The organism is Mesorhizobium sp. WSM4807 (assembly GCF_055811615.1).
The window spans coordinates 189,169-212,524 of the sequence record NZ_JBVVQY010000004.1 but is presented as its reverse complement, the minus strand read 5'-3'; the positions used below and the strand labels follow the sequence as shown (position 1 = coordinate 212,524).

Annotated in this window: 18 protein-coding genes and 2 tRNA genes; 8 read left to right on the top strand and 12 right to left on the bottom strand. The window is 61.6% G+C overall.

Annotated elements, in window-relative coordinates; all coding sequences use genetic code 11:
- Window positions 1–67: 67 nt before the first annotated feature.
- Window positions 68–607, top strand: coding sequence for an EF-hand domain-containing protein (locus tag AC0L3N_RS07125; RefSeq protein WP_473546641.1), 540 nt, complete (start codon window positions 68–70; stop codon window positions 605–607).
- Between the two features lie 361 nt (window positions 608–968).
- Here the strand turns inward: AC0L3N_RS07125 and AC0L3N_RS07120 are convergent.
- A tRNA-Asp gene (locus AC0L3N_RS07120) sits at window positions 969–1,045 on the bottom strand.
- A 215-nt stretch (window positions 1,046–1,260) separates the two neighbouring features.
- Here AC0L3N_RS07120 and AC0L3N_RS07115 point away from each other — a divergent pair.
- Window positions 1,261–1,336: transfer RNA gene (locus AC0L3N_RS07115), tRNA-Val, on the top strand.
- 95 nt (window positions 1,337–1,431) lie between these two features.
- On the opposite strand, the gene AC0L3N_RS07110 is transcribed toward AC0L3N_RS07115, so the two are convergent.
- Entirely contained in the window at window positions 1,432–2,079 is a 648-nt protein-coding gene (locus AC0L3N_RS07110; RefSeq protein WP_473546639.1) for a pentapeptide repeat-containing protein, read from the bottom strand.
- A 647-nt stretch (window positions 2,080–2,726) separates the two neighbouring features.
- Here AC0L3N_RS07110 and asnB point away from each other — a divergent pair.
- From asnB to AC0L3N_RS07085, 5 genes are all read left to right on the top strand, one after another.
- On the top strand, window positions 2,727–4,664 hold the full coding sequence (gene asnB, locus AC0L3N_RS07105; protein WP_473546637.1) for an asparagine synthase (glutamine-hydrolyzing): 1,938 nt from the start codon (window positions 2,727–2,729) through the stop codon (window positions 4,662–4,664).
- Between the two features lie 20 nt (window positions 4,665–4,684).
- Complete coding sequence (locus tag AC0L3N_RS07100; RefSeq protein WP_123150041.1) at window positions 4,685–4,948, top strand: acyl carrier protein; 264 nt, start codon at window positions 4,685–4,687, stop codon at window positions 4,946–4,948.
- A 22-nt stretch (window positions 4,949–4,970) separates the two neighbouring features.
- Window positions 4,971–6,512 carry a class I adenylate-forming enzyme family protein gene (locus tag AC0L3N_RS07095; RefSeq protein ID WP_473546635.1) on the top strand — a complete coding sequence of 514 codons (1,542 nt, stop codon included), beginning with the start codon at window positions 4,971–4,973 and terminating at the stop codon, window positions 6,510–6,512.
- Window positions 6,509–7,516, top strand: coding sequence for an NAD(+) synthase (nadE, locus tag AC0L3N_RS07090; protein WP_473546633.1), 1,008 nt, complete (start codon window positions 6,509–6,511; stop codon window positions 7,514–7,516). The genes AC0L3N_RS07095 and nadE overlap by 4 nt, the downstream gene beginning before the upstream one ends.
- Before the next feature lie 211 nt (window positions 7,517–7,727).
- Window positions 7,728–8,966 carry a flavin-containing monooxygenase gene (locus AC0L3N_RS07085; RefSeq protein WP_473546631.1) on the top strand — a complete coding sequence of 413 codons (1,239 nt, stop codon included), beginning with the start codon at window positions 7,728–7,730 and terminating at the stop codon, window positions 8,964–8,966.
- Window positions 8,967–9,116: 150 nt separating this feature from the next.
- On the opposite strand, the gene AC0L3N_RS07080 is transcribed toward AC0L3N_RS07085, so the two are convergent.
- The 9 genes from AC0L3N_RS07080 to AC0L3N_RS07040 form a co-directional block, all read right to left on the bottom strand.
- Window positions 9,117–10,232, bottom strand: a complete 1,116-nt coding sequence (locus AC0L3N_RS07080; protein ID WP_473546629.1) for a hypothetical protein — start codon at window positions 10,230–10,232, stop codon at window positions 9,117–9,119.
- A 317-nt stretch (window positions 10,233–10,549) separates the two neighbouring features.
- Window positions 10,550–10,687 carry a hypothetical protein gene (locus tag AC0L3N_RS07075; RefSeq protein WP_473546627.1) on the bottom strand — a complete coding sequence of 46 codons (138 nt, stop codon included), beginning with the start codon at window positions 10,685–10,687 and terminating at the stop codon, window positions 10,550–10,552.
- Window positions 10,684–11,454 (bottom strand): SDR family oxidoreductase, encoded by a 771-nt coding sequence (locus AC0L3N_RS07070; protein ID WP_473546625.1) that lies wholly within the window; start codon window positions 11,452–11,454, stop codon window positions 10,684–10,686. The genes AC0L3N_RS07075 and AC0L3N_RS07070 overlap by 4 nt, the downstream gene beginning before the upstream one ends.
- Window positions 11,451–12,446: an ABC transporter permease gene (locus AC0L3N_RS07065; protein WP_473546623.1), complete on the bottom strand. Its 996-nt coding sequence runs from the start codon at window positions 12,444–12,446 to the stop codon at window positions 11,451–11,453. The genes AC0L3N_RS07070 and AC0L3N_RS07065 overlap by 4 nt, the downstream gene beginning before the upstream one ends.
- Before the next feature lie 137 nt (window positions 12,447–12,583).
- A complete protein-coding gene (locus AC0L3N_RS07060; protein ID WP_258117658.1) occupies window positions 12,584–13,624 on the bottom strand; it encodes a sugar ABC transporter substrate-binding protein in 1,041 nt (346 codons plus the stop codon).
- 39 nt (window positions 13,625–13,663) lie between these two features.
- Window positions 13,664–14,428 carry an ATP-binding cassette domain-containing protein gene (locus tag AC0L3N_RS07055; protein ID WP_473546621.1) on the bottom strand — a complete coding sequence of 255 codons (765 nt, stop codon included), beginning with the start codon at window positions 14,426–14,428 and terminating at the stop codon, window positions 13,664–13,666.
- A gap of 17 nt (window positions 14,429–14,445) precedes the next feature.
- Entirely contained in the window at window positions 14,446–15,612 is a 1,167-nt protein-coding gene (locus AC0L3N_RS07050; RefSeq protein WP_473546619.1) for an ROK family transcriptional regulator, read from the bottom strand.
- Between the two features lie 179 nt (window positions 15,613–15,791).
- Window positions 15,792–17,081, bottom strand: a complete 1,290-nt coding sequence (locus tag AC0L3N_RS07045; RefSeq protein ID WP_473546617.1) for a M23 family metallopeptidase — start codon at window positions 17,079–17,081, stop codon at window positions 15,792–15,794.
- Window positions 17,082–17,267: 186 nt separating this feature from the next.
- Complete coding sequence (locus AC0L3N_RS07040) at window positions 17,268–17,735, bottom strand: peroxiredoxin (protein ID WP_473546615.1); 468 nt, start codon at window positions 17,733–17,735, stop codon at window positions 17,268–17,270.
- A gap of 96 nt (window positions 17,736–17,831) precedes the next feature.
- Between AC0L3N_RS07040 and AC0L3N_RS07035 the strand changes: the two genes are divergently transcribed.
- Window positions 17,832–21,215 (top strand): hypothetical protein, encoded by a 3,384-nt coding sequence (locus AC0L3N_RS07035; protein ID WP_473546613.1) that lies wholly within the window; start codon window positions 17,832–17,834, stop codon window positions 21,213–21,215.
- 180 nt (window positions 21,216–21,395) lie between these two features.
- On the opposite strand, the gene AC0L3N_RS07030 is transcribed toward AC0L3N_RS07035, so the two are convergent.
- Window positions 21,396–23,126 (bottom strand): adenylate/guanylate cyclase domain-containing protein, encoded by a 1,731-nt coding sequence (locus AC0L3N_RS07030; RefSeq protein WP_473546805.1) that lies wholly within the window; start codon window positions 23,124–23,126, stop codon window positions 21,396–21,398.
- Window positions 23,127–23,356: the final 230 nt, after the last annotated feature.

The following is a 23,356-nucleotide window of genomic DNA, read 5'->3' as shown; positions in this document are numbered from 1 at the left end:
ATGAACCGGCACACAGCGATCATCTACCAAGTCGCCAGGAACCATGCGGGGGAGCAGCGGGTTTGGCTTGGATGCCGACACGTTCGGTCCACCATTCTCCAAGGAGAATACGATGACATTAGCAAGCAAGACCACAGCACTTGCCGCGGCGTTGGCTATGCTGGCCTCGCCGGCACTATCCCAGACGAGCTCACCTGCGCCCGCCGCACCTGCGCCAGATCGTGGCTCAGAGCCAGCGCCGAGCGGGCCAACCGAAGACTCCATGCGCAATATGATGCGTGAGATGATGACTGAGATGCTCGAGGAGAGAATGCAGGAGCATCGCCGCCCCCGAGCAGAACGACGAGGTGGCGATCGTTGGCATCGCGATTTCCGAAGAGGTCCGCATGACGGGCGCCGAATGGGAGGCGGGATGATGCATGGCGCACGGATGCGAATGATGTTCGCCATAGTGGACGCCGACGGCGATGGTGCGCTTTCTCAAACCGAGGTGCAGGATTTCATCGGGCGGATATTCAACGCCGTCGACGAGAACGGCGATGACAGCGTCGACAGGGAGGAAATCCGATCCTTCTTCCACGGAGGTGCCGACGAAACGGGTGAATAAATCACTGCAAGTCTTGCGCGTTCCTGGACGAAAATTCGGGAAAGGAATTCGGAAATGGCTGGTCTCGTTGGCAAGTTTGTCGGGAAAACCCGGCGCCTCGCCTGCTCAACGAGCATGAAACCACACGACTGATCGAAACCGCCCTGACGGAGCGTTTGAAGGTACCGACGCCGGCAGATGACGAACTGCCCCAGCTAGCTCAGAACGTCGATCCGCAAGCGGTGATGAGCCAAATCGAACAGGTTTCTGAAAATCAGACCAAGCGCTAGAATTTATCGGGTGCCCAGGGCGACCCAAATTTCTGAATTGCCGGTCCGGCATTCAGAGTTTTTTCATTTCCAATCAGCTAAGTGATTGAAAATGGCGCGAGTGACGGGGCTCGAACCCGCGACCTCCGGCGTGACAGGCCGGCACTCTAACCAACTGAGCTACACCCGCGCAAGACGAGCACGGTCAGCCGTGTTCGTCGTTGGGGCGGTGGATAAGGCGTAAGCCACCGGGTGTCAAGCGGAGCGCGACAGCATAACAGCAAACAGGAGAAGGTTTTTTGACAAGCCGAATTTTGTTGCCGAAAACGACCAGCGGCGAGGGCGTTGTGCGCTCATTTGGCCTTGCGAACCCCGTCCTAACTGCTTAAAGGTCCGGCCCGGAGCGGGCGATTAGCTCAGTTGGTAGAGCGCTTCGTTTACACCGAAGATGTCGGCGGTTCGAGCCCGTCATCGCCCACCATAAAATCAATAACTTCCGCCCAGAAGACGAACTTCCGGGTTCATTGAACTCGGAGGCAATTCAAAACGGCATCCCCTCTCCATCAAATGCCGGGACTAGCAGCCTCTGTTATCTATGAGGCCGTCTGGCATTGTTGTGTTGCAAAGTTTCGCGTCCACAAGCAGCGCCGCGTCTAAGTTTAGCACCAAATGCAAGTTTGCTCCCTCCAGGTTTGCGCCCGACAGCCGCGCTTGCGCAAGGCGCGCGCCCCTTAGGCTTGCGCCAGTCAAGACCGCCCCTGACAGGCTCGCATTTGACAGGTTTGCGCCAGAAAGGCTCGCCTTCGACAGGTTCGCATTCGACAGATTCGCGCCTGACAAATTCGCGTAATTCAGGCTGGCGCCAGATAGTTCCGCGCCGGAAAGATTCGCACCGCTAAGGTCCGCACCATTCATGTTTGCTTCCTTAAGGTCGGCGCCCGTTAGGTTCGCATTGGTCAGGATCGCGCCGGGCAGATACCTCCCCGTCATGCTGGCGCCCGATAGGTCGCAGTCTGCGCATGTTGGCTTGGACCTGAGACGCTCGACCGCATCCAAATCGAACGCAGTCGAGTAAGAAGTGCCCAGCCCAACGGCCAGCACAGTGAAAACTGTCAGTTGTTTTATCCGCCATCCCAACATGTTTGCGGCTCTATTTGGAAAAATGCGACCTGCGGTTGTAATGCCGCAGATCGCCCAGCGTCTTGGCGTCGTTCCTAATGTCACGCCATCTGTCAACGGTGCCTAGAAGCTAGGCGGCGCGCCCAGTCGGTCAACGCGATAGACCACAGGCCATGCCGCCGAATGGTATCACGGGGACCGGCTACCAAACACGATCTCAGGGTTGTTGCGGGCTCTAAACGCGGAACAGATCAGGGGCCGGACGGCGTTAGGCCGCACTGGGATCCCCGAATGACCCCTCCGGGTTCCAGTTGAGCCGGCGGAAATGCCCCTCGGTTCCCTCCGGGACATCTCGCCAGTTCATTCGACTATCAGCGCTTTCAAGGTTGCACGTGAGCAGAGCGACACGCGCTCGCTGACTTCGGGCAGACTGAGGCCTTTTTGGTTTCCGCACGTTTCTCGGGTTAGAGCGGGGCGGCTCGGGATTGCAAAATCCATCGAGCGAACAAGCGATCTGTGACGGCCCCACTGAGCCGGACATGGGCGGCAACACGACTGCGCCACCGTTGCTCGAACAAAAGTTGCGTTTAGCGTTGAAATATACTTCTCTATCTGGACAAGATAATAGAACTAAAAAGTATCATTGTTGTTTAATTATTGTTAACCATGTGTTAGCCGAAATTATCCGGTTAACGCTTGAGGCAACTATTGAGGTTATGTTTCGTACATCGCTGATACATGAGTCGTAGGTAATGTGCGGATTCGGGGGCTATTTCGGTTCGATCCGGGATGCGGAAGCTTTGCTTACGCGCATGATAGCTGCGATCGCCCATCGCGGGCCGGATGAGCAAGGGAAATTTGTAGCACCCGACGCCGGGCTCGGGCATGCGCGGCTGTCCGTGATCGGGATCGGTGATGGCCAGCAGCCGATGTCCGACGTGTCAGGCGATTTGACGATTGCGTTCAACGGCGAGATTTTCAACTACCTGGAACTGCGCGAAGGGCTGATAGCCAAGGGCCGGCGCTTCCGTACGTCGAGCGACACCGAGGTCATCCTGCAGCTGTATGATGAGATGGGCGAAGACTGCCTGTCGCTTCTGAACGGCGATTTCGCCTTCGCGATATGGGATAACAGGCGTCGGCGTATGGTGCTTGCACGAGACCGGATGGGTGTCCGGCCGCTGTTCTACACGAGCAAGGACGGCGTGCTTTACTTCGCGTCGGAGATCAAAGCCCTGCTGAAGGTCCCCGGCGTCTCGGCCGAGATCGATCCGATAGCACTCGACCAGATTTTTACGCTGTGGGCGCCGATCGCTCCCCGTACGGCTTTCCGGAACATCCACGAGCTGGAGCCGGCAAGCGTGATGATCGCGACACCGGGGCAAGTCACGGTCAAACGATATTGGCACCTCGACTATCCGCATCGGGATACGCCGTCTAAGGTCACGAACGAGGACGATGCGGCCGAGGAACTGCAGGCCCTTTTGACCGATGCGGTGAGGCTTCGCATGCGTGCCGACGTGCCGGTCGGTTCTTATCTTTCGGGCGGGCTCGATTCATCCCTTGTCTCGGCGCTTGCCGCCGGCATGACCCCTCTCAAACTGCAGACATTTTCCGTGACGTTCGACAGCGCCGAGCACGACGAAAGCGCCTTCCAGACCGAGATGGCTTCAGCACTTGGCGCCCAGCATCGAACCATTGCCTGCCATCCCGGCGATATCGCCGGCGTCTTCCCCGAAGTCATCCGCTTTGCCGAGCGGCCGATAATCCGCACCGCACCGGCACCCCTCTATCAATTGTCCGGCCTCGTTCGCCAGGCCGGCTTGAAAGTGGTGCTGACTGGCGAGGGAGCCGACGAGGTCTTCGCTGGGTACGATGTCTTTAGGGAAGCGCGTGTTCGGCGGTTCTGCGGACGGCAGCCGGCATCGCGCATGAGGCCGCAGCTGTTCCGCAGGCTTTATCCCTATCTGCCGGGTCTGCAGCAGCAGTCCGTGGAGTACCTGGCTGCGTTCTTCGGCGCCGGCAACACTGCGCTCGACGATCCGCTGTTCTCGCATCGGCCGCGCTTCAAGACCACGGCGGCGGCAAAGATTTTCTTTTCCGGCGACCTGCGTGCGACGTTGAAGGGCTATGACGCGGCCGAGGAACTGGTCAGCCGGTTGCCCCAGGCATTTTCCCTGTGGCACCCGCTGCATCAGGCGCAATATCTCGAAACCCGCTTCCTTCTGCCGGGCTATATCCTGTCCAGCCAAGGCGATCGGATGGCCATGGCGCATGGTATCGAAGGACGTTTCCCTTTCCTCGATCCTCGTTTGGTGGAGTTCGCAGGCAGACTTCCGCCGGAAATGAAGCTGAAGGGATTGGTCGAAAAGCACATACTGCGCAAGGCAGCCAAGCACCTGCTTCCCAGCGCGATCCGGGAGCGCACCAAACAGCCTTACCGAGCCCCGGACGCCAGCTCCTTCGTTGGAGCCGGAGAACTGGACTATGTCCGCGACTTGCTGAGTGAAGCGAGCATCGCTGCCGGCGGACTGTTCAACGCCAAGGCGGTGGCGAACCTTCATGAGAAATGCCGCACGCAGCCGGCGTCCGGGTTCCGCGACAACGCGGCCTTCGTCGGCATCCTATCGACCCAACTGTGGCAGAAGAATTTCACCAGCCAAGAAGTCAGCGCAGCACGAGCGGCCTGAGAAATCCAGGGAAGGAAAAAATGATGATAACAATCAAGGACAAGGTCAGAGCCTTTATCGTTGACAACTTCTTGTTCGGCGACACGTCGTACGAACTTGCAGATACAGCCTCGCTGATCGAGAACGACATCATCGACTCGACGGCGGTGGTGGAACTCGTGGCCTTCATAGAGGACAATTTCGGTATTGTGATGGTCGATTCCGACATTGTGCCGGCCAACCTGGATTCGCTTGACCGTATTTCGTCCTTCATCAAGGCGAAAGCGGGAACGCCGGTAGTCTAGGCGCGATCGGCGAGGAGCGTCCGTGCGGATCGAACATTTTCTGGCCGCAAAGGCCGCTGCCCATCCCGCCAAAACGGCATTGATCACCACGCATAAAAGGCTGTGCTACGAAGAACTGGACGATCTTTCGAGCCGTCTTGCCGCTGCCCTTTTCTTGAACGGCGTCAGGCGCGATGACCGTGTCCTCGTTTTCATGGACAATTGCTGGGAGGCCGCGGTTTCGATTTTCGCCGTCCTCAAGGCAGGGGCGACCTTCATCCCGGTCAACCCATCCACCAAGGCCGACAAGCTTGCCTACATCATTGCCGATTGCGACGCTGCGGCGATCCTCACGCAAGCAAAACTGATGCCCGTGGTCGCTGAAGCGTGCGGCGGCAACACCGGCATCTTCGTGGCTTCGACTGTGGGCGCCGATAGCCAATGCCCGGCTGGGGCGACGTCCCTGGCGGACTGTCTGGCGCTCGAAGCCGGAGAGATAGACCACCGCGGCATCGACGTCGATCTGGCCATGCTCGTCTACACCTCAGGCTCAACGGGCCGGCCCAAGGGCGTGATGATGACGCACCGCAATTTCGACGCGGCAGCGGACTCCATAACCACATATCTGCGTAACACGCCCGATGACATCATTCTGAATGTTCTTCCACTCTCTTTCGACTATGGCCTCTATCAGTTGCTGATGGCCGTCAGGCTCGGCGCCACGCTCGTGCTCGAGAAGTCCTTCGCCTTTCCTCAAGCGATCTTTGAGCGTATCCGCGAGGAAGGCGCCACCGGTTTTCCGCTTGTGCCCACGATGGCAGCGATGATCCTGCAGATGCGTGACCTGACGCCGGGCTTCCTGCCCAGTGTTCGTTATATTTCCAACACGGCGGCTGCCTTGCCGCCGGCTCATATAGAACGTCTGCGGTTCCTTTTTCCCGGTATCAGGCTCTATTCGATGTATGGCCTGACGGAATGCAAGCGCTGCACCTACCTGCCGCCCGAGGAGCTCGATCGCCGGCCGGGGTCGGTCGGCATAGCCATCCCGAACACCGAAGCCTTTGTCGTCGACGACCACGGGCAGAGAGTGCCGCCAGGTGTGGCGGGTGAACTGGTCATTCGCGGACCGCACGTCATGCAGGGTTATTGGCGAAACGAAGCTGCGACGGAACGAGCGCTGCGACCGGGCCCGAACCCGTGGGAAAAGGTTCTCTACACCGGTGACCTGTTCAGGACCGATGAGGACGGCTTTCTTTATTTCGTCGGCCGCAAGGACGACATCATAAAGACGCGGGGAGAGAAAGTGGCCCCGAAGGAAGTGGAAGCCGTGCTTCACGCCCATCCCGGCGTCGCGGAAGCCGTTGTCGTCGGCGTGCCGGATCCGGTGCTCGGGCATGCGATCGGCGCATTCGTCGTACGCTCGGACCCGACGCTCAGCGAAAAAGATGTCATGCGCCACTGCGCACGTCATCTCGAGGATTTCATGGTCCCCAAGGTCATCGAGTTCCGCTTGGAATTGCCAAAGACGGATACGGGCAAGGTCAGCCGTCGGCTCGCGGCAGAGATGATGGAGGCCGCGCAATGACTGTTCGCCCCAGCAATGACGCGCAGACCTTTCTGGCGCAGGCTCTGGCGATCGACCCCGCCGTCGAAACGGACAGGATCGTGACGGCCTTGCGCATTCAGTTGCGCGGCATCCGCAAGCGCGGGCTCGTGCTCGGTCTTTCCGGCGGGATCGATTCCAGCGTTTCGGTCGCCTTGGCCGCGCGCGCCGTCGGCCACCAGAATGTACTTTGCCTCTTCATGCCGGAAAACGATTCCGATCCGGAAAGTCTGCGGCTCGGCCGGCTTGTCGCCGACACTTTCGGTGTTGAGGCTATCGCAGAGGATATCGGGCCGGCCCTGCGTGCGATGGGCTGCTACCAGCGTCGCGACGCTTTCATCCGCGAACTGGTCCCGGAATACGGCGAAGGCTGGGCCTCGAAGATCGTGATTGCGAACGCCCTCGAAGGCGAGGGCTACAATATTTCGTCGCTGGTGGTGCAGGACCCCAAGGGCAAGCAGACCAAAATAAGAATGCCGCTCCCGGTCTATCTCGGTATCGTCGCCGCCACCAACATCAAGCAGCGCACCCGCAAGCAGATCGAATATTTTCATGCCGATCGCCTGAACTTCGCCGTTCTTGGAACGCCCAACCGGCTGGAATACGATCAGGGCTTCTTCGTCAAGAATGGTGACGGCGCGGCGGACGTCAAGCCGATAGCCCACCTCTATAAGACGCAGGTCTATGCGCTGGCGGCCTATCTCGGCGTTCCCGAGGAAATCCGTAACCGGCCGCCGACCACCGATACCTATTCGCTGGCGCAGACGCAGGAGGAATTCTACTTCTCGCTTCCCTATGACCGCATGGATCTTTGCCTTTGCGGCCTCAACAACGGCGTGGCCGCCGAAGTGGTGGGGCAGGCGGCGGGACTAACTGCCTCGCAAGTTGAACGCGTCTGGACCGACATCGCCGCCAAGCGCAAGGCGACGCGCTATCTGCACCTGCGTCCGCAACTTGTCGATGAAGTCGAGGAAGTCAGTACCTGAGCTGGCCCTCCAGCCTCGCCACGGCGAGCGCTTCAGGGTGACCGATGTTCCGCCCCACTCGGGTTCGCCTTGCGCTCTGGCGAGAGGCTGGCGAAGCGGAATGCGCTCGGCCAGTCGGACGGAAATCGGCGGTGCTGGACTCGTTGCCGTGGACAAGGCTTAATGCTGCGCGGCGAGATTGCCGGGGGCGATTATGAGATCACCGCAGCAAATGACCGATGGCGGCGATGTTCTCGATGCTGTCGTCATCGGGGCCGGCTGGGCCGGCCTGGGTGTCAGCTATTGGCTGGCGCGACGGGGCCTGCGCCACAGCGTATTGGAGCGGGGCCGCGTAGGAGAGACCTGGCGCACACAGCGATGGGATTTATTTCGGATGAATACTCCCAACGTGCAGACCGTGATGCCGGGCGATTGCTATGACGGTCCGGATCCGGATGGTGCCCTGACGCGCGATCAGTTCGTCACCCTCCTTGAGGATTTCGCCGGGCGCAACGCGCTGCCGATCGAACCGGATACTGCGGTAAGCGAACTCACGCACGAGAATGGCGCCTATCGGCTGACCACCTCACACGGCACGCTTTGGGCGCGCAATGTGATTGTCGCAAGCGGCAGCCTGAATTGTCCGGTGCGCCCGGTCTGGGCCGCCGCGTTGTCGCCCGCTCTCCGCCAGATCGACGCTTCCGGCTACCGCGGCGCTGCCGATCTGCCCGATGGAGCGGTGCTGGTGGTCGGAAGCGGCCAATCGGGTGCTCAGATCGCGGAGGAATTGGCGGACGCGGGTCGAACGGTCTTCCTTGCGACCAGTCGTGTCGGACGGCTTCCACGGCGCTACCGGGGTCGCGACATCATGGTCTGGCTGCTCGAAAGCGGGTTTCTCGACGTGCGCCGGGAGGAAGTCATTCGACTTGCGGGACGCATCCCGCCGCGTGGTGTGCTCGGGTCGACGCATACGATAAGCCTTCAGGCGCTGAGCGCCCGAGGTGTCGTGCTGCTTGGGCGTCTCACCGGCATCGAGGATGGCGGCAGCCTCTCGTTTGCCGACGATCTCGAAGCGAATGTCCGCTTTGCGGATGAAGCCTCCGAAAATGTCAGACGCCATGTCGACGACTATATCAGCCGCATGGGGATCGATGCACCCGTTGCGGAGCCCGACCCGGCGGAGACGGTCGCGATGCGTCAGCCGAACCCGACGATCGGTTCGCTCGATCTCTCCCGCTCCGGCGTAACGAGCGTGGTGTGGTGCACGGGCTTTAAGGGCGATTTCAGTTGGATGAGGCTTCCCGGTGCGCTCGACAGCGCGGGACAGCCTGTTCACGCGGATGGCGTGGCCGCCCTGCCGGGCCTTTACTTCGCAGGGCTGGACTTCGCCTCCACACGCAAGTCAGGCATCATCTTGGTGATCGCCGAGGAAGCACCTCGCCTTGTCGAACATATCGCAGGGCATTCGTGACCGCCTTTGGCATAGTCAAGAAACTCCTGACAGTCAGGGCCGGGAGATCGTCAGCCACCGCCTTGCGCCGCCCTTAGCGACGTTCCCACTGAGCGAAGGCAAAGGCCTCCAACGATCAGCCATAACTTCGCTCCCGCACGGCTGAATGCTTCAGGTGAAGCCGCCGCCGATCAGCCGGCTCCACTGCTCGCCCGCAAGCCCGTTCAGGAAAGCTTGCGAGTTCTTCATGGCATCCAAAACCTCTGGATCGCGTGAATGCACCACGGTCGAGGCAACAGTCAGGAAAGCTATCCGTCGCCCAAGCATTGCTTCCAGAAGTGCGGGTTGAATGCGTCCGCGCAGGCCGCTGACGCCGCGCGCGGCGGCATGATCGATCAGGCAGTCGATGACGGAACCCGCCTGGCCGGGGAGGGCGAGGATCTGCAGCACGCGACCGATTTCACCCGCCCGCGCGTGATAGGCGAATGCGCCGACATTGCTGCCGACTGGCGATGCTACGGAAACGTAGACAAGCTCGCCCAGCTCCGGCTTTTGTGCCGCATCGGTCAGCATATGATGGAGCTGGCTGTCCGCCCACTTCGGGCGCAGGGCGAACTGGGCGGTCAACGGTTCGACGAGCCTGGCAAATGCGTCGCTGTCGATTTGGGATGTCCGAAAGGCGCCATGGCCTGCCCCGTCCGCCGCCACGCCGGACCAGCGTCGTTCGCTGGACTTCATTCGCCTGCAATACAATCGGTCGAGGGCATGCGCAAACGGATTGAGCATTCGGGCAAACTTCATGCGACTGGCGGAAAGGCCGAGCACAAAGCTCGACGGCCGCATCACGCGTACCCAGTCAAGACTGTATTGCGGCAGGACCACGCCGCGCAGCCGTGTCCACAACCTTGCGGAGATGTCATTGGCCGTCTCGCTGAAGGAGATATCCTGCGGACCGTCCAGGTAAGCTTTCAACAGGCGAGCGCCGGCCATCGGGTCGCGCTCATGATCCTCGACCATCAGCGAGCTGCAGATGGCGGCTCGTAATTGCCGGCCGTTGAACTGCATCGGCAATGCGTGAACGCCGACAAATCCGGAGACGCGGCCGGCGTCGTTGACGTGGACAAGCGACCGCAGATCGCCTCCGCAACCCGGCGCCTCCAGATAAAACCGTCTCATATAGTCGATGAGCGCTGGCGTCGCTTCGGTCCGCTCTTTGCGCAGCACGCGTTGAAACATGCCTGCGACTGCCGGAAGATCGGCACCTTCCAGGGCGCGAATGACGCTCAAGCCAGGCTCCCGGCACCGCAGTCCTGGCCACCATCTTTCCAGACCGTGGCAAGGCCAGGCTTCCCATCGGCGATCGCGGCGAACGTCAGGAGTTTGCAGTGATGCAATCCCCAGTTGCAATCGCTCCGGTGGCCGAAAGGAGAGTTGTAATGCTGCGGCAAGGTAGGACCTTTGCTAGATCATGAAAACGAGCGTCGTTGCTATTACCAACTTCGGGTAAACCGATGTTGAAGTATTGGTAGCGAATCGAGTTTTATCGACGCGACTTGCGCCTTGTTTCCTCGGCGCCGCGGCACATCAGGCCAGGCCTCAACCTGCTACTTCCGACGCCAAGCCAAGCCGCTTTGGCTATCATCCTTGCCCGCGTCGCCGGTCTTGAGACGAACCATCAGTGCTCCATGATCGGCCGCTGTTGCCTGATGCGGGAAAAAACCGGCGCCGAAATCGAGGATCATGGCGGAAGCAGCCGGAAATCCTTGCCTTCGGGCAGCAGCTGCCCGCCGTCGACGATGATGGTCGTGCCGGTGATGTAGCTGGCGTCGTCGGAGGCCAGGAACAGGAAAGCATTGGCCACGTCGCGCGGGCTGCCGAGGCGGCCGAGCGGTATGGAGTCCTCCATGTTCTTTATATAGGCGGCGCCGCGATGCAGCTGGATTGCTTCGGTGAGGATATTGCCGGGTTCGACGCCGTTGACGGTGATGCCATAGGCAGAGAATTCGAGAGCGGCCGAACGGATCAGGCCGTTGATGCCGGCCTTGGTCGCCGAATAGTGGCCGTGACCAGGGCTGGTGACGTGCGGGCCGGTGATGGAGGAGGTGAACAGCATGCGGCCAAAGTGCTGCGCCTTCATCGGAACGAGCGCGGCCCGGGCGGCATTGAAGCTGCCGCGCAAATTGACCGCCATGACACGGTCCCAGTCCTCCGGACTGGTGTTTTCCAGCAACTGCCACGGATAGATGCCGGCATTCTGGACCATGATTTCGAGACGGCCGTGATGGTCGAGCGCCAGCGCAACGGCGGCCTCCGCATCGGCCATCTGCGAGATGTCGGTGCGGATGAAGGCAGCGCCGAGTTCATCCGCGGCCGCTTGCCCGGCCTCGACCTCGGTATCGGCCAGGACCAGTTTCGCGCCCTCTTCGGCAAAGCGCTGTGCGATGCCCTTGCCGATGCCGCGCGCACTGCCGACGATCAGCGCGATCCTGTCTTTGAGCCGCCCGGTCATGCCAGCCTCTGGCGAATGGTTTGCTTGAAAGCGTCGAGCAGCACGGCGGCAAGCACCAGCAGGCCGTGGATCACCTGGGTGAAGTTGGCCGGAAGGCCCATGAGGTTGATCGCCGTGTTGATGGCCGACAGCAAAAGCACGCCGGCATAGACGCCGGGCAGGGTGCCGACGCCGCCCTTCAGGCTGACACCGCCGATGACGACGGCGGCGAAGGCGTTGAACAGCAGGCCGACGCCGAGATTGGCAGTGGCGCCGGAGGTGCGGATCGCCAGCAGCCAGCCGGCAAGGCCGGCGATAGCCCCGGCAAGCACGAAGGCAATGACGAGGTTGCGGCTCACGCGGATGCCGGCGCGGAAGGTTGCAGTCTCGTTGCCGCCGATCATGACGAGATGCCTGCCGAAGGGTGTCTTGGCCATGATCAGCGAGAAAACCACGAAACACGAAATGGCGATCCAGGCGGTGAGCGGCAGGCCAAGAACGCGCTGGATGCCGAACCAGCGGATCGCCGGCGCAAGATCCTGTGCGGAGCGGCCGCCGGAAATAACCAGCACGAGGCCGCGCACCCAGATGTAGGACGCCAGCGTGATGATGAACGCACTCATCTTCACCTTGACGACCAGGTAGCCGTTTATGACGCCGATGATGCCGCCGACAGCAAGGGCAATAAACAGCGAAACCGGAACCATCAGCCATTCCGGATGCAATTGGACGCCAAGGCCGATACCCGCCGAGCAGAACAGGATGCCGACCGCCATGGCGCCGAGCGCCGCCACGGATTCGACGGACAGGTCCATGTGGCCGGTGATGATGACCAGCGCCAGGCCGATCGACATGACGCCAAGCACGCTCGACGCCTCTATGATGTTGGCGAAGATGCCGAGCTGGAAATAGTTCGGAATGGAGATGGAGAAGACCACCAGCACGAAGACCAGCATGAACCAGACGAGGTTGTCGAGGACGAACTCGAGGGCGTGGCGCGTGCGGGGCTTCATGTGCTGATCCGTCTAGCGCATCGATTCTCGGAAAGGATCATGCGCGGATTGAAAATTGCTGCAGCTTCCCTTGCGCGTCCGTTCGACGCGCCGGTTGAGCTTCGGGCCAGCGTGGCCCGAAGCCCTAGGCGACTTTGCTATTCGACCGGCTTCACGGTGCCCGAGGGCGGCTTCAGATTGCCCCAGAAGGCCGGGTTGTCGACGTTTTCCTTGGTGATCGCAGCGCCGGGGATCTTGATGTTCGGTCCCCAGGCTTCAATGGTCACGGTCGACTTCAGGCCGAGCACGTCGTATTCGCCCGGCTTGATCTCCTGCTTGTTGACGACCTTGTCCATGAACATGGCGACGGCGGCGGCCTGAGCGTAGAGCGGCTGCTCGACTTCGACGTTGAGCCAACCCTTGCGGATCAGGTCGAGACCGACCGGCGCACCGTTCGAGCTCATCAGCATGACGTCGCCCGGCTTCTTGCCGGCGGCCTCGAGCGAGGCGACGGCAGCGACCGAGAGGTGCGCCGCATGGCTGAAGATCAGGTCGATATCAGGGTTGGCGAGCATCTGGTCGTTGACGATGGTCCCGGCTGCATCCGCCGCCCATTGCATGGCCGGAACCGAGATGATTTTGACGTCCGGGAACGCCTTCATCTTCTCCTCGAAACCCTTCTGGATGTCGAGCGTGTAGGGGTCGCCAGGATCGCCAAGCACCTGGAGGATCTTGCCTTTCACCGATCCGTGCTTCGCCTTCAAGAGCTTCTCGGCCTGATCGGCGGCAATCTGGCCGATCTCGACCGTTCCCGCCACCGACGTGAAGTCGGACGGTGTCGAGGTGATCTGGCGATCGAACTCGACCACCGGGATGCCGGCGGCGCGGGCGGCCTCGATAGACGGCTTCAACGCATTGAAATCGACGGCAGCGAGAATGATCGCCGACGGCTTGAGCGCGATAACGTCGTTCATTTGCGATTGCTGAGCGTCGGTCTTGTTATCGGCGTTCAGCGTCTTCATCTCGTAGCCGACCTGCTTCAGGAACATCTCCAGAGCGCTCACCGAGCCGGTCTGGAATTCGTCGAGCAATGTCGGCACCAGGTAGTAGACGGTGCCCTTGGACTGGGCGAATGCCGGCGTGAGCGTGGCAAAGGCCAGTGCCAGGATACCGAAGACAGCAAGAAGTATTTTCTTCATGTCGTTCGCTCCTTTTGCGCCGGACCCCTCGTTTGTCCCTCAGCCTGCCGGTCCGGCACCGGCGAGCGTCTCTCCGGTGATCATTTTGATCACCGCGTCGGGACTTGTCTTGTTGCGCGCGACATCGCCCGCCACGACACCTTGCCGGATCACCACGATCCGGTCGGCGACCTGGAAGGCCTGCTGCATGATATGGGTGATGATGACGACGCCGATACCTTGGCTCGCCACCTGGCGGATCATGTCGAGACCGCGCCGCGTCTGCTCGACACCGAGTGCTGCGAACGGCTCGTCGAGAAGCACGAGCTTGCCGCCAAAATGCACGAACCGGTTGAGCTCGATGGCCTGCCGCTGGCCGCCCGAGAGGTGCTCGACATTGGTTCTGAGCGAAGGGATGCGCGTGCCGGCGCTGGCCAGCGCCTTTTCGACCACCTGCTCCATGGCGGGTTCATCGAGCACGGGAACGCCAAGAAATTTCCTGGTGATCTCGCGGCCCATGAAGAAATTGGCCACCACGTCGACATTGGTGCAAAGCGAGAGGTCCTGGTAGACGGTCTCGATCCCCGCGGCCTTGGCCTCGGCGGGAGATTTGGCCAGGAATTCCTTTCCCTCGAACAGCATGTGACCGGAGGTCGGCTCCAGGCCGCCGGCGATGATCTTGACCAGTGTCGATTTGCCGGCGCCATTGTCGCCCAGAAGCGCCACCACCTCGCCCTTGCCGATCGAGAAGCTGATGCCCTTGAGCGCTTCGATCGCGCCATAGTTCTTGGCGACGTTGTCGAGCACCAGCAGAGGTTCACTCATGCCAGGCTGAGCTCCGCTCATGCCGCGATCCCCTTGCCTTGCAGGATATCTCGCCCGCGTTCGCGCTCGGCGGTGAATATCTGGCCGAAGCGTGGCGAAAGCACCCCTGAGACGGCAAGCGCTGCGGCCCCGCGCAGCACCGCATGCTGGCCGCCGCGCGCGACGGTGACACGGGGCGCCGTACGGTCCTTTCGCGCCGAGATCGAGTTGGGAAGGTTCGCAACCGAACCGGCCAGCCGTTCAAGCAGATCGGTGGACGCCAGTCCGCCGAGGATGATGGTTTCGGGATCGAACAGGTTCTCGATGATGGTGATGGCGTTGCGGAAGATCGGCCCGACTTCGCTTACCCAATCGGCGTCGCTGATGTTCCGGCGCCGCAGCGCCTCGAGCGAGAGGTATCTTTCGAGGCAGCCACGATTGCCGCAGGGGCACGGCTCGCCACCAGGCACGACAGGGATGTGCCCGATTTCGCCGGCATTTCCCCAGGCGCCGCGCAACGCGCTTCCGTCATGCACCATGACGCCGCCAAGACCGACACCGAAATAGAGATAGTAATATTCGGAATACCCCGTCCCGAGGCCATACAGGCGCTCGCCCATTGCCGCGGCCGCCATGTCGGTCTCAAAAAACGCGGGCAGCCCGGTCGAGGCCTCCAGCCGCTCCCGAAGCGCCACGTCCTTCCAGCCGGTCATCGTCGTCGGGCCGATAAAGCTCATCGACTCCACCCCGAAAGGGCCGGGCAGCGCCATGCCGATGCCGAGAACGCGACCGCCCGGCCGCAGTCCGGTCAATTCAAGAACCATCGTGCCGATCAGATGGAAGGCATGATCGGGCGTTGCGTTGGGGGCCTCGCGGTAGGCGCTCTCGATCACGTCTCCGCTCAAATTGATCAGCGCCGCATTGATACCCAGCGGGGTGACATGGATGCCGACGGCATAGCCACCCTCCGGGTTGATCCGCAGGGTCGCCGGGGGCAGCCCGCGCCCCCGCGGCTCTTCGCGCATGGACAGAACGTAGCCGTGTTCTTCCAACTCGCGAACGATGGTCGATACCGTTTGCACGGTGAGCCCGACCCGCCGGGCAATATCGCCGCGGGCGATCGGACCGTGAAGGCGGATGGACTCGAGGACGATGCGCCTGTTGTAAGGCCTCCCGAATTCCTGATTGGTCCCCCGCAGTGCCATGTCTTGCATCCCTAGGAGACATTGAGGTTCGCACCGAATATTTATTCAGTCAAATGGAATTCAAAAAGAATTTCGCGCGCGATCCCGGCTAAGTCGCATTCCTTCGCGCCCCCCTCTGTCCTGCCAGCGTCAAAAAAGGCCCTGCACCGACGTAGCGCTCGCAGCCGACAGGCCGGCGACTAAAGATACTGCGCGACCTTCTTGCCGACCCTCAGGAAGCGCAGCGGGTCGAGGGCTTCGCCATTGTGGCGGATCTCGTAATGCAGATGCGGGCCGGTCGAGCGGCCGCTGCTGCCGGTCTTGCCGATGACGTCGCCGGCGTTGAGCCTCTCGCCGACGGTCACGTCGATTTTGCTGAGATGCCCATAGCGCGTCGCAAAGCCGTTGCCATGGTCGACCTCGACCATGCGGCCATAGCCGCCGTTCCAGCCGGCCTTGACGACGACGCCGGGCGCCGTGACCTTGGCGGGCATTCCGGTCGGCGCCCTGAAATCCATCCCCGAATGCAGCGCGGCGGTGCCGAGGAGCGGGTCGGTGCGCACGCCGAACGGGCTGGTGACCGAGCGACCCGGGGCGGGATTGGCGAGCGGCAGCCGTCGCGCCCCTGTCTTGAGCCGGTCGAGTGCGTCCAACGCCTCGTCGAGTTCTCTAACCTTGCTGTCGAACGTCATCGAACTGTCGAGCGGTATCAGCGGACCGCCGGCATCGCTCTTGCCGAAATCGCTGTCGACCGGCAGGCCAGCAGCCTCGAGCGCCTGAGAAATTGCATCGGCGTTTCTGTAGGCGTTGTCGGCAAGCGTGGTGATGCGGGTGAGCTGCTGGCTCTCTATCGCCTTGAGCGACTCGTTGATCGATACGAACAGTCTGTCGGCACGATCGGCCGCCGTGTCGCTCGGCAGCGGATCGGAGCGGGTCGACCACAAGGAGAATGGCCTGGTGTCGCCGGCGCCAAGGTTGGCGCCGACGCCGGCAACCGAATAGGCCTGCGGCTCGGCGTCGGTCACGTCGGCGCGTTTATCGGACTTCGCCGACGCAGCAGTGGCTGCGGCAGGTGGCGTTCCAACGTCGCTCTCGCTGCGTTCGAGGAGAGGGCCGAGGCGGCCATGGCGCAGGCTGAGCTGGGTCTGTCGTTCCAGCAGTTCGCCAACCTTGGTTTCCATGAGCTGCTGGTCGAGAAACTGGCGGCTGGTGATCCGGTCGACCTGGGCGCGTAGTGCCGAGATGCGGTCCTCATAGGCCTGCTGCATGCGCGCCTGCCGTGCCGTGGTCGCGCCGATCAGATCGTCGCGCAGCACGAGATAGGAGGTCGCCAGCAGATAGCCTATCGCCATCGCCGCCAGCGCGGAGCCGCAAAATGCGGCAATCCATGGCCGTATGGTGAAATGCCTTATCTCGTTGCCCCGGGCGATAATGACCGTGTGGGGCTCCTTGCGCCTGCCAAAGACCGTTGACTGACCGGCTACGTTCACGGGACCAAGCTTTCGTTACGACACCAACGACAAGCCTGATTACACATCATTAAGGTTAACGGTCGGTTGCTATCGCCGAGCTTCTTGCAGCCCATGGGTTGCAGCCGGATTGGTGTGAGGGCCTGAGGTGCAGGCTTCGGCGCGTGATGCTCACATGGGGTTATCAGGCCACAGCCGGCGTTGCCGTCAAAGCGCGCGCACGGCCTCCAGCACCGCCTCGGCATGGCCTTTGACGCGAACGTTTCGCCAGATCCTGGCAATCCGTCCGTCGCCGCCGATCAGGAACGTTGCACGCTCGACGCCCATATAGCGGCGGCCATAGAGCTTCTTCTCGACCCACAGATGATAGGCTTCGATCACCTTGCGCTCCTCGTCGGCGACGAGATCGACGGCGAGGCCGTATTTCGATTTGAACTTGTCGTGCTTCCGGACGCTGTCCGGCGACAGGCCGATGACGGCGGCGCCGAGCTTTTCGAATTCCGGCTTGAGCTGCGAAAAGCCGATCGCCTCATTGGTACAGCCGATGGTGTCGTCCTGCGGATAGAAGTAAAGCACGACCGGCTTTCCGAGGAAGGCCGCGAGGCTGAGCGATCCGCCGCCGTCGCGGGGAAGGTCGAACTGCGGCGCCAGATCGCCGACGTCGAGATCAGCCATATCGATGCCCTTGTTTGTGGTTACGCGCCAAGCCGCATCGATATAATGTGAAACTGGGATTCGTCCACCGGTCGAGTTCGTTCAACGGAAAATTGCGTGGATCAGGAGCAGCCGCAGCACGAGAAGATCAGATTCAGGCGTGATGAGATCACCGACCTGGGTGCCTTCCCGTCCGCGTGCCGCGTACCGCCGCTCGGCCAGGCGTCGATCGGCCGCGGCGTTCGTATTCTTGCGCGGCTGTTTGCCGGCCTGGTGGTGCTTGTGCTGTTGGCCGCCGCCGCTGTGTATGCGATCGGCATGTCCGGTTTCGGCACCGAGCGGCTGCGGGCCGAAGCGGAAACGGCCATCGAGAAATTGGCGGGCGTCGACGTCGATGTTGCGGTCGGGCCGGCCAGTCTCACGCTCGACGGATCGAGCTTCATCGCGCTGCAGGTCAGCGACGTCAACCTCAAGACCGCCGACGGCAAGCCGATGGCTGACGCCGGGCGGGTTCGCTTCGGCATAAGGCTGATACCGCTGCTTTCGGGCGAGGTGAGGCTTACCAGCGCCAGGATTTCCGATGCGCGCATCGTGATGGCGGCGATGCCGTCGGGTGGCGACTGGACGGCGGCGCTGCGCAATGAAGACGGCCTCATGGATCCGGAAAGACTGGCCGGCACGGTGTTTGCCAACATCAACCACGCGCTCGATGCGGTGCGGGAGGATTCGATGCGCCAGATCGACCTCCGCAATGTCGACCTCGTTCTGCCCGAGGCTGGGTCGGTCAATCTGGTCAGGATCACTGACGCCACCGTTGCGCAGTCGGGGCCGGGCGGCATGGAGTTCTCATCCAACGCGGATGTCGACGGCAGGGCGCTCACCATCGCTGCCTCAGCCACCCGCGATACGACGACACAGCGCGTGACGGCGTTAGACGCCAGCGTCGGGATAGCGCAGGCCGTCGAGGCTGCGGCAGCGCCAGGCGGGACGTTGGGCGCGATTGCCGTGAAGCTCGCGGGATCGGAAGCATCCGGCGATATCGCGTCGCGGCTGACTGCCTCGTTGTCGTTCGCGGGTTCCGTGCTCGATTTTGGGTCGCGTGGCTCGCTTCCAGCAGACGTCGATCTCGATGCCACACTTGTCGCCGGCGCCAACAAGATCCAGGTGGACCGGCTGCAAGTGAGGACCGGTCGCTCGACCTTCGATTTCGCCGGTTCGATCGGGCCGAAGCCGGCGACAGGAACAGCGGGCGAGGAGCCGTCCTATCGCTACGACCTGACCAGCGACCATTCGACGCTGGCGCCTTCGGAATCCTCCGAACCTGCGCTCGATTTCGTCGCCCGCGTCGCCGGCGTCTACCAGACCAGGAGCCACAAGCTCGTGGCCGAGCAGATCGGGATCAGGTCCGGGGCCGCAAGCGAGGCTCTGGGCACGGCTTCGGTCGAATTCGCTAGGGGAAAGGTGCCGGGCATCTCTGTTGCCTTCAACGTCCACGACATGCCGGTCTCGCACGTCAAGCAGTTCTGGCCCTGGTTTTCCGCGCGAAACGCTCGCCTTTGGGTACTGAAGAACCTGTTCGGCGGCCGTGTCGTCGATGGAAGCCTGCAGTTCCAGGTCGTGCCCGGGCGTCTTGGCAACGGGATCCCGCTTTCATCAGATGAAGTGTTCGGCCGGTTCCAGATCGAAGGATCGCGCTTCGATACGGCCGGCCACATCCCGCCGATTCGCGATGCCGTCGGCGTCGCCGAATTCCACGGCAACGACGTCGACATCGCCTTGTCCTCGGGCAACGTCTATATGGCCAGCGGCCGCACGGTGGCGGCAAGCAACGGCACGATGACGATCAAGGCGGCGAACCGCCCGCCGGTGATCGGCGCGCTCGATATCGACGTCGCCGGGGAAGCGTCCGCGATCGCCGAACTCGCCTCCTACGATCCGATCAATGCCATGCGCCATGTCGGCCTGCTGCCGGAAGACCTGTCGGGCACGGTGACCGGCCACGTCAAGGCGGATATTCCGCTGCAGTCAGGCGTCGACAGGTCGAAACTCGATTGGCTGGTGACGCTCGACTACAAAGACCTGTCGCTGGGCAAGCCGTTCGAAGACCAGACGGTGACGGACGCCGATGGTTCGATCACGGTCGAACCCGAGAAGGCCGTGATATCAGCCAAGGCGCTGCTCAACGGCATTCCAGCCGAACTCGACCTGATCGAACCGCTCAGGGATGGCGGACCGCCACGCAGCCGGAAAGTGGCGCTGATGCTCGACGACAAGATACGTGCCGCCGCCATGCCTGGCCTGTCGGAGCTGCTTTCCGGAACCGTCAAGGTTGAGATCGACAAGAGCGGCACGGGCAATCAGACTGTTTCGGCGGACCTGACCAATGCCAGGCTGGACATTCCCTGGGCGGGCTGGAGCAAGGGGCCCGGCATTTCAGCCAATGTCACATTTGCCATGGCCAAGTCTGGCGACACCACGACGCTGTCCGACTTCGACCTGAATGGAAAGACTTTTTCGATCGACGGCGGCGTGGTGCTGGTCAACGGCGCCCTGTCCTCGGCGCGGTTCAGCAACGTCAAGTTGAACCGGGGAGACGATGTTGCCGTTTCGGTGAAACGATCGGGCAAGGGCTACGCGATCGACATCAGCGGCAGCGCGCTGGACGCGCGCTCGCTGATCAAGCAATTCACGTCCGATGTCGACACCGCCACCAAGGCCACGGGTTCCGACGCGATTTCGGTCAGCGCCGATGTCAATTCCCTGACCGGCTTCCACAACGAGACGCTGTCGAACCTGAAGCTCGACTACAGCGCCGCCGGCACCAGGGTGAACGGGCTCAAGGTAAGCGCCACGGCAAGTTCGGGTGCTGCCATAAGCATCAGCAATAGGACCGGCGCCGGCAGGCGCGCCCTCAATGTGACGTCGGCCGATGCCGGCGCCATCCTGCGGTTCCTAAACATCTACGAGCATATGGAGGGCGGTTCGATCACGCTGGCGCTCGCCGGGGCGAGCGATGGGCCGATGAAGGGCCAGGTCGACTCGCACAACTTCTTCGTAGTCAACGAGCCGAAACTCGCCTCGCTCGTATCGACGACGCCTGCGGGCGACAGCCGCAGCCTCAACGATGCTGTCAAAGCCAATATCGATACGTCGAGAGTGAAGTTCGAGCGCGGCTTTTCCGAAATCGAAAAGGGCGCCGGCTATCTGAAGCTGGCCAATGGCGTGCTGCGCGGCCCGCGTATCGGCACTACCTTCCAGGGCACGCTCTACGACCAGAACAACAAAATGGACATGACCGGCACCTTCATGCCGGTCTATGGCATCAACCGCATCTTCGGCGAACTGCCACTGTTCGGCGTGCTGCTCGGCAATGGCCGCGATCGCGGCCTGATCGGCGTGACTTACCGGCTAAGGGGTGATGCCAACAAGCCGAAGCTGGACGTCAATCCGCTGTCGGTGATCGCGCCCGGAATTTTCAGGTCGATCTTTGAGTATCGGTAAGGTCAAAACCCAATCACTGAGAGCGACCGAGTCTTGACCCTAAGTGGATCGCCCCCGCTGAATTCACGCCCACGACCCTAAGCCGCCCGTCGTTCGGTCATGCCACAAGGTCCGCATCGGGTGGGGGCTGGTCTTTTTTGCCTGCCCCCGATTGGATCTGGTTCGTAGTTACGGGCTTGGCTACAGGTGGGCAATACCGGCTTTCAGCAGTCCTTCGCGGACGTGCTGCACATCAGACTCCTGGGCATAGTGCAGGGTGGCGATAAATGAATCGAGGTCGAATTGGGGATCGAGCGTTCTGATCTTGCCTAGATGCGCCGCGGCCGCGATTTCGTCGCCGAGCCAGCCGTAGCAGGCAGCGGCGAAAGCGTGCTGAACCGAGTCCATGGTTGACAGATGCATGAAAGCTTCGATCGCCTCGCCATACTGGCGCGCGGCGAAATGCGCCTTTCCCAGATGGCTCCAGAACCTCTCCGGGTGGTGCGGGTTCAACTGCATTGCCTTGCGGATCCATTCAATTCCCTCTTCCGGCCTCCCAAGCCACGTCAATAACTCGCCTTGCTGCACCACCACGAGGTCGTAATTGGGATTGAGGGCGAGGGCGCGCTCTTGATGGTAGCGCGCTGTGGTCAGCTCATTGTTGTTCACGTTCACTGCGGCGAGGATGCGGTGGACATCGGCATCGTTGTCGTCCAGCGCCAGCGCCCTGTCCAGCGCTGCCATGATGTCGTTCCAGACGGCATCCCTGTCTTCGCACCAGTTATGGACCCAGGCCTGGCCAAGAATGCAGGCCCGCCAGGCATGGGCATGGGCATAATCGGGGTCGAGCGCAACGGCCCTGCCTATCAAGGTTTGCGCGCGTTCATTATCCGCAATCGTGCTTCGGTGATGCAGCACCTTGGCAGCAAGCACACATTCATACGCGGCCATGTTTGCAGGTTTCGCCCGCGCGAGCTGGTCCCGCTGAGCCGCCTCGACACGACCGGGCAGCGTGGCTGCGATCGCCGCGGTCACCTCATCCTGAATCGCGAATATGTCGTCCAGCTTCCGGTCATATTTGTCTGCCCAAATATGAGCGTCATTCGCCGTGTCGATGAGCTGAACCGTCACGCGCACCCTGTCGCCGATCTTGCGGACGCTTCCCTCCACCAGGTATTGGACGTCGAGTTTCTCGGCCACCTCGCGCACATTCACAGCGCGGTTCTTGTAGACGAAGCTGGAATTGCGCGAGATAACGAATAGCTCATGGTGGCGGGACAGTTCGGTGATGATGTCCTCGGTCAGTCCGTCCGCGAAAAATTCCTGCTCGGGGTCGCCGCTCATGTTGTTGAATGGCAGCACCACTATCGAAGGTTTCGAGATGGATCGCTTTGCCTCGACTTCTGGCAGGACATGACTGTCAAACCCAATGCGATAGAGGCGAACCGGGCGGCTGATGTTCTTTAACGTCTTCTCGCCCAGGTCCTCCATGGCAATTTCGAGACGGTCGGCAATTTGGGTCGCCACCGCTGCGGTCACGCAGATACCGCCGACGTCGGCGAGTTGCTCGATGCGCGAGGCAATATTGACGCCGTCGCCGAAAATGTCCTCATCGTCGAAAATGATGTCGCCGAGATTTATGCCGATCCTGAATTCGATACGCCGTTCTTGCGGCACATCCGAATTGCGCCGTTTCATGCGCTGTTGGATTTCCACGGCGCATTTCACGGCATCGGTCACGCTCTGGAACTCAACGAGCATGCCGTCTCCGGTGGTCTTGATGATCCGGCCCTTGTTCTTCGCGATGGCGGGATCGACCAGTTCTATGCGATGGGTCCGAAGGCGTGCGAGCGTGCCGGATTCGTCGGCCTCCATTAGCCGACTGTAGCCCGCCATATCGGCAGCCAGAATTGCGGCTAGTCTCTGTTCCATCGCTTGAACCAAAAACCAAGCCTATCCTTCCTGGGCTGCCAAATCCAGCAATTTGGGCTTATGGCTGAAACAAGAAGTCTTCCTACCGCAGCAGCAAGAAAGGGCGGATCAGAACCTTCCGCCTTCCGCCAGGTGGCTGCGAACTCGATCGCATCAATGGCGGGAGACGCCCCGATCCGCGCGGCGTCAGACCGGAAACGTCCGATATGAACACGAGTTGGGACCATAGT

Excerpts from the sequence above, each read along its gene's own strand:
- asnB (WP_473546637.1), top strand. The coding sequence starts at position 2,727 with ATGTGCGGATTCGGGGGCTATTTCGGTTCGATCCGGGATGCGGAAGCT.
- AC0L3N_RS07100 (WP_123150041.1), top strand. The coding sequence starts at position 4,685 with ATGATGATAACAATCAAGGACAAGGTCAGAGCCTTTATCGTTGACAAC.
- nadE (WP_473546633.1), top strand. The coding sequence starts at position 6,509 with ATGACTGTTCGCCCCAGCAATGACGCGCAGACCTTTCTGGCGCAGGCT.
- AC0L3N_RS07085 (WP_473546631.1), top strand. The coding sequence starts at position 7,728 with ATGACCGATGGCGGCGATGTTCTCGATGCTGTCGTCATCGGGGCCGGC.
- AC0L3N_RS07075 (WP_473546627.1), bottom strand. The coding sequence starts at position 10,687 with ATGATCCTCGATTTCGGCGCCGGTTTTTTCCCGCATCAGGCAACAGCG.
- AC0L3N_RS07070 (WP_473546625.1), bottom strand. The coding sequence starts at position 11,454 with ATGACCGGGCGGCTCAAAGACAGGATCGCGCTGATCGTCGGCAGTGCG.
- AC0L3N_RS07065 (WP_473546623.1), bottom strand. The coding sequence starts at position 12,446 with ATGAAGCCCCGCACGCGCCACGCCCTCGAGTTCGTCCTCGACAACCTC.
- AC0L3N_RS07060 (WP_258117658.1), bottom strand. The coding sequence starts at position 13,624 with ATGAAGAAAATACTTCTTGCTGTCTTCGGTATCCTGGCACTGGCCTTT.
- AC0L3N_RS07055 (WP_473546621.1), bottom strand. The coding sequence starts at position 14,428 with ATGAGTGAACCTCTGCTGGTGCTCGACAACGTCGCCAAGAACTATGGC.
- AC0L3N_RS07050 (WP_473546619.1), bottom strand. The coding sequence starts at position 15,612 with ATGGCACTGCGGGGGACCAATCAGGAATTCGGGAGGCCTTACAACAGG.
- AC0L3N_RS07040 (WP_473546615.1), bottom strand. The coding sequence starts at position 17,735 with ATGGCTGATCTCGACGTCGGCGATCTGGCGCCGCAGTTCGACCTTCCC.
- AC0L3N_RS07030 (WP_473546805.1), bottom strand. The coding sequence starts at position 23,126 with ATGGAACAGAGACTAGCCGCAATTCTGGCTGCCGATATGGCGGGCTAC.